Below are 8832 nucleotides of genomic sequence, written 5' to 3'. Positions count from 1 at the left end.
CGGAACCGATTAAGAGCGGTTTGTATCTTCTATTTTGTCCGAAAACCCGCTTGGGCACGGAATAGGAGCGGTTTGAGACTCCTAATATGCGCGAAAAGAGTACAGACCCCGCCTGTTGACTAAAATAAGGGGGGCAAACCGCTTCTATTCGTCCCAAGCATCCCTCTATGCCGAAAATAGGGGGTGCTAGAAACTCTTATTGTGTTTTTGGGACTTTAACGTATGGGTTCACGTCAAAGGATCGCCTGGACCGACTGGACGCCTTACGCCTTTATCCCACGGCTTCCTTAAAACCGACGTACCAACGTATAGTTGTGCACCGAGGACTTGCGTTTCGTACACGCCGCCGCCGAAAATTGCGGTCCTTACGATTTCGGGGAAGTGAGTCCTTCGGCTTCAATTTCTTGCCGGATATCGGCGGCGACATTTTCAAGTCCAGGGTACAAGTCGTGCTCGGTTAATCCGTAATGGAGCAGCTGATCGTTCATCGCTTCCCTGGCTTCCTTCTTGATTACAATTTTGTACAAGTAGCTGGAGCTGTCCGGAAGCAGATCGAGCGGCACCATAGTAGGCGTAATGGGGAATACGGTAAAGGTGCCGGCCTGTTTTATAATTCTCGGGTTGTTGAGCGGGCCAATCGCGGCGGCCGGTTTATTGGGGTTGGCTTTTCCTGATGCAGCATAAAGTAGGGGACGTTGCCGAGGTAGGGATAGGCAAGCGAGCGGAATTTGGACAAGTAGACTATTTCGGATTGGGCTCCGAGTCCTCTGGCGATAGACGGCTCCAGATGGTAGGTCGCGCTTTTGGCCCCTCTGAACCAAAGCTCGCAGGAACGGGGATTTTGAGGCGGGCATACGTTCTTGTAGATTTGATCGACGGCTTTTAGATACGTATCTACGCGATCGACACCGGTTATTTCGAAAATGTGGTTTTGGACACTTGAACGGGTTTGACGGGCTTCAGCATTCGGATGTTCCTCCTCCAGTCATATACATCCAAACTATGTGCGAATGCCCATTCAGGTTCGCTGTCAACAGCGGGAACTTTGCCGAATTGCGCGATAACGCAACGCTTATGCCGGCAACGGTGGTATGAACTTTTACCTTACCTTACCTTACCTTACCTTACCTTACCTTACCTTACCTTACCTTACCTTACCTTACCTTACCTTACCTTACCTTACCTTACCTGATCTTCGATCTGCGCGGATCATGTTCCAGAATGGGGCATTCGTCCTGTCCCGGGTCATTCGATATAGATGTGACGCTAGAAATAATAGCTTGTGTTATTTCCAGGGAAATAAATGAATAGGTTATTAGTCGCATAAATTCGTGTTTTGCGCATAATTCGACGATTTTCTGCAGGATAATAAAATAGTTGTTGCTTTTTTTCGACAAGCCTACTATACTGGCATTGAACATAATTACTTCACTGAACATATGTTCATTCGAATCAAACTATGGCAGGATGGAGGTGAGCGCGTGAGCGATATTGGAGAGGAGAGAACTCGGCTGCTCGTCAAGGTAAGCAATCTGTATTACAACGACGGGTTGAACCAACAGGAAATCGCAGACCGGTTAGGCATATCGAGACCGCAAGTAAGCCGGATGTTAAGCATGGCGAGAGCCGCTGGCATCGTGCAGATCAAGATCAAGAACCCTTACTCGGAGGAGCAGCAGTACGAACGGGCGATCGCCGAGACGTTCGGCATTCACGATGTAAGCGTTTTGAATGTCCCGGATGCCGATCCGAGAACGATCGAGACCCAACTGGCCCGTGCGGGCAGCGCGCTGCTTGAATCGGCCTTGAAGGATCATGATATCGTTGGTGTAATGGCAGGACGAAGCATTGCCGCTATTGGAAATGAAATCGGTTTCGTTCAACGCAAAGGACTGCAGTTCGTCCCGCTGGTCGGAGGCTGGGGCTCCGAAGGGGCGCCGTGGCATGCCAACTCCAACGCCCGTTCGCTTGCAGAGAAACTGAAGTCGAAATATCGGCTGCTTAACGCTCCGGCAGTCGTCGCTTCGAAGGAAGCGAGAGACGTGTTCGTCAACGAACCGGAGATTGCCGACGTTTTCCGGATGGCCGGAAAAACGAATATTGCGCTGGTCGGGATCGGACAAGTTTCGGAGCAGGCTACGATCGTCCAATCCGGATACTTCAGCAAAAGCGACATCGAAAACGTACGCAGTCTGGGAGCTGTGGCGAGTTACTGCACTTCCTTCCTGGACGAAACCGGCAAGCTGGTGCCCTACGACCTTGAACAGCGGATGATCGGGATGACGGCAGGCGAACTTCGCAAGGTGCCTAATGTAATCGCGATTGCAAGCGGCGAGGAGAAAGTCGCGGCGATATGCGCGACGCTGCGCGGCCGCTGGATCGACGTACTGATCACCGATATGGAGACGGCCAAGCTGGTATTAAAGTGGCATAACGAGCATCCGGTTAAACTATGACGGGCGGAGAACCCGGCCCAACATTTATTCGAGATCCGAAAAGGGGAGTTGTGCGAATATGAAAAAAGTACGTTTCGTAATGGCAGCCATAATATTGACGCTTATCCTCGGGGCTTGCTCCAAGGGAGGAAGCGAAACCGGCGGCGAAAGCGGTGCGAAGCCGGAAGGGAAACAGAAGACGGTAGCGATCCTGACACCGTACCTCTCTTCGGTAACGACGAATGAAATGGTGGAAAAGCTGAAAAAAGGCATGACGGAGAAAAACTGGAAGGCGAACGTCGTCGATACGAAAGGCGATATGGGCCAACTGGCGAGCCGGATGGAAGATTTGATTACTTCCAAGGTCGATGCGTTTGTTATCGTCAGCACCGATCCGAATCAGCTCAAAGCCCAAATCAAAAAAGCGGCTGACGCTAAAATTCCGGTATTCGGAAGCGACTCCGGCTACATTGAAGGCATGACTATGAATGCTACGAGCGACAATAAAGCGATGGCTAAAGCGATTACCGAGCATTTGTTTGCACAGATGGGCAACAAAGGCAACCTGGTTGTGCTGACTCACCGCCCGCATCCGGGCGTCCTGGCAAGAACCCAGCTTTTGGACGAGATGCTGAAGCAAAACCCGAACATTAAGGTCATCACCGAGCAGCAGGTTCAAGTTCCGGGTCCGATCGAAAACGCGCGCAAGCAAATGGAAAGCTTGCTGCTGGCCAATAAAGATGAAGGCTCGATTACAGCCGTATGGACGGGCTGGGACGAAGCCGCGATCGGAGCTGCTCAGGCTATCGAAGCGGCAGGCCGTAAAAATATTATCGTAACCGGGATCGACGGAACGAGCCAGGCGATCGATATGATTCAGAAAGGTTCTCCGATCGTAGCGACGATCAAGCAAAACTTCTCGGGTATGGCGGATATCGTCGTTGAGCAGATCGGCAACGTATTTAGCGGTCAGCCGGTGAAGGACAAAGAAATGTATGCGCCCGCTTCGCTTATTACGAAAGGCAAATAAGTTAGGGGGAGATGCGCGTGGCCTTGCTTGAAGCAAGAGGGATCGATAAACGGTTTGGCGCGCATTACGCGCTGTCGGGCGTATCGCTGGCCATCGAGCCCGGCGAAGTGCACGCGCTCGTAGGCGAGAACGGTGCCGGCAAATCGACGTTTATCAAAATCGTAACAGGCGTCTACAAGCCGGACGGCGGAGAGCTGTGGTGGCAAGGGAAGCAGGTAACCGTGCCTGACCCGAAGACCGCACGCGAGCTGGGCATCAATGTCATCCATCAGGACCGTCAGCTCGTTCCGGCTTTTACGGGACTTGAAAATTTATATCTGGGGCTTCCGTATCCGAAGCGGCCTTTCGGTCTCGGGGTACGGTGGGGAGAGATGCGCGAGAGGGCGAGCCAGACGGCCGCCCGGCTCGGCATCGAAGTGCCTCTTGACGTGCCGGCCAGCGATATGTCGCCTCCGGAGCGGACGATGCTCGAAATTTTGCGGGCGATGATGCTCGAATGCCGTCTGTTGATTCTCGATGAACCGACGGCGGCGCTGACCGACCGCGAGGCCGAGCTGCTGTTTTCGCTTATCGGCCGACTCCAGTCGCAAGGAACGGCCATCGTGTACGTCTCGCACCGGATGGATGAAATCTTCCGGTTGTCCGACCGGATTACGGTGCTGCGTAACGGCAAGCTCGCCGGTACGTTAACGAAGCAGGAAGCAACGCGGGACAAGCTGATCGCGTTGATGACGGACGGCAAGGCGAAGCCGGCCGGAGACGGCTCCGTACAGGCGGCGCCGCGTCGGGCATCCGCAACATCGGCAGGGCCGGTTATTTTGCGGGCGGCCGGCATAGCTACGGCCGACGGCAGAGTGAAACGGGCCAGTCTGGAAGTGCGCGGAGGAGAAGTCGTCGGTTTGTTCGGTCTGGCGGGAGCGGGTCGTACGGAACTGTTGGAAGCGGTTTACGGACTGCGTACGCTGGCGGCTGGCGAGCTGGCGGTAGCCGGGGAGCGGGTACAGAAGCCGGCGCCGAAGAAATCGCTTAACCGCGGGATCGTCCTGATCCCGGAAGACCGTCGCGGTCATGCGCTTATTATGGGCATGACGATCCGCGAGAACATGACGCTGCCGGTGCTGAGCTCGTTTTCCGACGGAGTCCGAATCCGTGCCGGAGCGGAGCGGTCAAGCGTCTCACGCTGGATGACTTCGATGAATGTCAAGGCGGCCGGAGCGGAGCAGCCGGTGGGCGAGCTGAGCGGGGGCAATCAACAGAAGGTCGTGTTCGCCAAGGCGCTGATGAGCGAGCCGAAGCTGTTTCTGTGCGACGAGCCGACGCAGGCCGTCGACGTAATGACTCGCGAAGAGATTCATCGTCTGCTGCGCGATCAGGCCGATAACGGACGCGGCGTATTGTTTGTCTCGTCGGATTTGCAGGAAGTGCTGGAGATCGCCGACCGGATCGTCCTTATGCACGGCGGCGAGACGATCGCGGAGCTTCCGAACGACGGAGTCCTTCCCGAAGATGTGCTTAAGCTGATCTACAACCAAGAGAAAGGAAGTGAGCCCAAGCATGGATCAGTCTAATTCCAGCGGGCCCATTGCAGCGGCTGCGGCTAAGCGGAACGCCTTTTCGTTCGGCAAACTGATGCGCACGTATGGCACCGCGATTGCGGGGCTGCTGATCATTATCGTCTTTAGTGTGCTTAGTCCGGACTCGTTTGCTACTTGGGGCAATGCAGTTAATATAAGCAGGCAAATTTCGTTTCTTGTTATTATCGGAATCGGCGCCACCATCGTAATGTCGGTTGGTGAATTCGACCTTTCGGTAGGCGCGATGGCCAGCCTCGGCGGCGTTGTCGCCGCGAAAATGGCGGTTGCCGGCGTTCCGATCTGGGTCGCCCTGACAGCTCCGATGCTGATCGCCTTCGCGATCGGTTATATCAACGGATTTCTCGTTACCCGTTTCCGCGTCCTATCCTTTGTTACTACGCTTGCGATGGGTACGATACTCGGCGGGTTTACGTTCTGGCTTACCGGAGGGGCAACCGTGTTCGAGAACATTCCGGACTCGTTCGGCACCGTCGGCCAGTCGGAGTGGCTCGGACTGCCGCTGTTGTCGCTTATCATGCTGCTGATCAGTATTTTGTTCTGGCACGTGATGAATAACAGTGCGTTCGGCCGCAGGCTGTATGCGATCGGCGGCAACGAAGCGGCATCGCGGATTGCCGGGGTAGGCGTTGCGCGCAACAAAAACATCGCGTTTGCGCTGTGCGCGATGCTGGCCGCCCTAACGGGCGTGCTGATGGCTTCACGTCTCGGCTCGGCTCACCCTACCGGGGGCGCCGGATTGTTTTTGCCCGCATATGCGGCGGCATTTTTAGGAATGACGGCTTTTAAGGAAGGCGTTCCGAACATATGGGGAACGTTTATCGGAGCTGCGATCATCGGGATTTTGGCGAACGGTCTTACGATACTCGAGGTGCCGACGTTCATGCAGGACGTCATCACGGGTTGTATCGTCATCGCTGCGGTGATCGTCCAGCGGTTAGGGCGTGGCGGACGTTGAATCGTTCAGGAGCGGCGTTTATCAACCAGAATAACACCGACGCGTGGCGGAAAGCTTCGTCCGCTGGCGAAGCGTTGCTCATCGGATATGTGGTCGCTGGAGACCCGGATCTGGATCGGTCGCTCGAAATCGCGGAAGGAATCGTTGCCGCGGGCGTCGACATTCTGGAGATCGGGGTGCCCAGCTCGATGCCGAAGCTGGACGGGGAGATCATCCGCCGCGGACACCGGCGGGCGCTCGGCAATCCGGATTCTGATGGCGGGATGCTGCCGGAATCGTATTGGACGGAGCTGCGGGAGCGGGTCAGCGCGCCGATCTGGGCGATGGGCTACCGGTCGGAGCTGGTCGGAGCCGGTCTTCACCGGATGCTCGCCGAGCGGCGTCTGATCGACGCGCTGGTGCTGCCTGACTGCAGTCTGGCCGAGCAGCGCGAAGTGAGCGCCGAGCTGGAGTCGCTGGGGAGCGGCATCGATGTGATCCGGTTCGCCCATTCGGGCATGAGTGAGGAGCAGCTGGCGGACGCGACGGATGGAGCGACGGTTGTTTATGCGCAGACGTACCGGGGCTCGACCGGCAACCCGCTGGCGGAGCTCGGCAATCTGAACACGCTGTACGGCAAAGTCCGCCGTCATACGGACGCGCTCGTCGTTGCGGGCTTCGGTCTCCGCTCCGTTCAGAAAGTCCGGGAAGCGGTCGAGAGCGGCTTCGACGGCGCCGTCGTAGGAACGGCTCTTGTGGCTAGATGCGAGCAGGGCGAGCTCGATTATTTGTATCGTCTTATCGCCGACATGAAGATGGAGACGAAGCGAAAGGCTGGGATGTAGCGATGCACCTGAACGAATATATCGCTTCCTTCGATATCGGGACGACCGGCTGTAAAGGAACGCTGGTCGGGCGGGACGGCCGGCTCGATTACGAAGCCGAAGTTCCGGTGGAGACGCTGTTCGGCAAAGGCGATCCGGCTGCCCGCGACCAGCGGACGGTCGAGCAGCATCCGGAGCAATGGCTGGAGGCGGTCGCTTCGATCGCCCGAAGCTGGTGGGCCGCGGGCGTCCGCCCCGAACAGGTCCGGATCGTCGCCATGAGCGGACAAATGCAGGATGTCATCCCGGTGGGCTCGGACGGATTACCCGTCCGGCCCGCTATCTTGTATTCAGATGCGCGCGCGGCTGAGCAGGCGGAGCGGATCGCTTGCGAGCTCGGAGAAGCAACGATCCGCGAAGTAACCGGCAACCATATGGACGGTTCGATACCGCTGGCGAAGCTGCTCTGGATGAAGGAGCGGGAGCCCGAGCTGATGGCCGCTTCCGACCGGATTTTGTTCAGCTCCAAAGATTATGTGATCCGTCGGCTCACCGGACGTTACGTCACCGATCCGACCTCGGCGGCGACGTCCGGCTTGATGGAACTATCAGGCCGGACGTGGCGAAGCGACTGGCTGGAGCGGCTCGGGCTGGACCCGGCCAAGCTGCCTGACCTGCTGGCGACGGACGACATCGCCGGCGAAGTGCACGCGGAAGCGGCTGCGCTGACCGGATTCGCCGCCGGGACGCCGGTGCTGTGCGGCATCGGGGATGCGGGCGCATCCACGCTCGGTGCCGGTGTGGCGGAGCGCGGCGATATGTACGTCTACCTCGGGACGACCGGATGGGTTGCCGCTTCGGTGGAGCGGCCCGGCCATCATGCGGACGGGCTGTTTCATCTTGCGCACGCCGAGCGCGGACTGCTGATCGCGATAGCGCCGCTGATGAATGCGGGCAACGCCCACAAATGGGCGGTGTCCGTATTCGGGGGCGGTGCTGAGGGGCAGGACGCGTACGCCGCCTTCGAGAGGGAGGCGGCTTCGTTCGACCGGGCGGCGGGCGAGGTGTTGTTCCTGCCGTATCTGAACGGGGAACGTTGTCCCGTGCAGGATGCGTCGGCCAGCGGCAGCTTCGTCGGACTGCGGACGACGACGACGCGGGCGGAGATGGGCTGCGCCGTGCTCGAAGGAGTCGCTTTGGCGATGCGGCAGGTGATGGAGATTTTGTCCGGCGGCCGTCTGCCGGAGCGGCTTACCTTAATCGGCGGCGGCAGCCGCAGCGATACGTGGTGCCGCATCTTCGCGGATGTATGCGGCGCCGAAGTAACCGTTCCGGGCGACGCGCAATATTTGCCCGCGCTCGGCTGCGCCTCCGCCGGTTTTGTACGGCTCGGCTGGGCGGACAGCTATGCGGACTTCACGAGACGTGTGCTGCATACGCGGCCGAGCGTGACATATGCCCCGGACGCAGCGAACGCGGCGGCATACGAACGCAAATACGCCAAATACGTCAAGCTGTATCCGGCGCTTGCCGAGTTGTTTTAAGCGCTGGCGTCTTCCTCGGGCGGCGTTGTACACACCGCCTTCGGGACGTATGTGGTCGACCGACCACCGTCATGCAGCGAAACACCGTGCGATGGGAGCTGCGTGCGGTGCGAAAGATGCAGTTGCGTGCCTCCGAGCATGAGAGTGGCATGGACTAAGATGAAGATGTAAGTTGACCTAAAAGCCCTGCCGGCATCTCTCGATGCTGTCGGGGCTTTGGGCGGTTTAGGCAGAAGTAAGCTAGCGTCCGCGCGTATAAGAGCGGTTTGTGTCTGCGATTTTGACAATTAGGCGCTTTGACGCAAAAATAAGAGCGGTTTGCAGCTCGTAAAATGCCATTGTAGACGTATTTTCAACCGTTTCAGTGGAAATAAGAGTTGCAAACCGTAACTACTTAGGTACAAAAAAGTGAAAGGTAAAGAAACTGGAATTAAAAGAGGAATTTACCTTGAAGAGACAAGGAGAGGGAA

At 57.3% G+C, this 8832-nt stretch carries 7 protein-coding genes; 6 read left to right on the top strand and 1 reads right to left on the bottom strand.

Annotation, left to right across the window (positions count from 1 at the left end):
• Positions 1 to 365: 365 nt before the first annotated feature.
• Positions 366 to 566, bottom strand: a complete 201-nt coding sequence (locus tag IDH45_RS33535) for a hypothetical protein (RefSeq protein ID WP_190932516.1) — start codon at positions 564 to 566, stop codon at positions 366 to 368.
• A 915-nt stretch (positions 567 to 1481) separates the two neighbouring features.
• On the opposite strand from IDH45_RS33535, the gene IDH45_RS33530 reads away from it, so the two are divergent.
• Genes IDH45_RS33530 through IDH45_RS33505 form a run of 6 tightly spaced genes read left to right on the top strand, consistent with a single transcriptional unit; the run spans position 1482 to position 8362 of the window.
• Positions 1482 to 2456, top strand: a complete 975-nt coding sequence (locus IDH45_RS33530; protein ID WP_190932515.1) for a sugar-binding transcriptional regulator — start codon at positions 1482 to 1484, stop codon at positions 2454 to 2456.
• Between the two features lie 58 nt (positions 2457 to 2514).
• Entirely contained in the window at positions 2515 to 3465 is a 951-nt protein-coding gene (locus tag IDH45_RS33525; protein WP_190932514.1) for a sugar ABC transporter substrate-binding protein, read from the top strand.
• 17 nt (positions 3466 to 3482) lie between these two features.
• Entirely contained in the window at positions 3483 to 5033 is a 1551-nt protein-coding gene (locus tag IDH45_RS33520) for a sugar ABC transporter ATP-binding protein (RefSeq protein ID WP_190932513.1), read from the top strand.
• Positions 5020 to 6015, top strand: a complete 996-nt coding sequence (locus IDH45_RS33515) for an ABC transporter permease (protein WP_190932512.1) — start codon at positions 5020 to 5022, stop codon at positions 6013 to 6015. The genes IDH45_RS33520 and IDH45_RS33515 overlap by 14 nt, the downstream gene beginning before the upstream one ends.
• Positions 6012 to 6839 (top strand): tryptophan synthase subunit alpha, encoded by an 828-nt coding sequence (locus IDH45_RS33510; protein WP_190932511.1) that lies wholly within the window; start codon positions 6012 to 6014, stop codon positions 6837 to 6839. The genes IDH45_RS33515 and IDH45_RS33510 overlap by 4 nt, the downstream gene beginning before the upstream one ends.
• A gap of 2 nt (positions 6840 to 6841) precedes the next feature.
• On the top strand, positions 6842 to 8362 hold the full coding sequence (locus IDH45_RS33505) for a xylulokinase (RefSeq protein ID WP_190932510.1): 1521 nt from the start codon (positions 6842 to 6844) through the stop codon (positions 8360 to 8362).
• Positions 8363 to 8832: the final 470 nt, after the last annotated feature.

Origin of the sequence: Paenibacillus oceani, from assembly GCF_014705615.1 — a bacterium.
Taxonomy (GTDB): Bacteria; Bacillota; Bacilli; order Paenibacillales; family NBRC-103111; genus Paenibacillus_AB; species Paenibacillus_AB oceani.
Note: the sequence above shows the minus strand (reverse complement) of the source record. Positions and strands in the feature narration are given on the sequence as shown.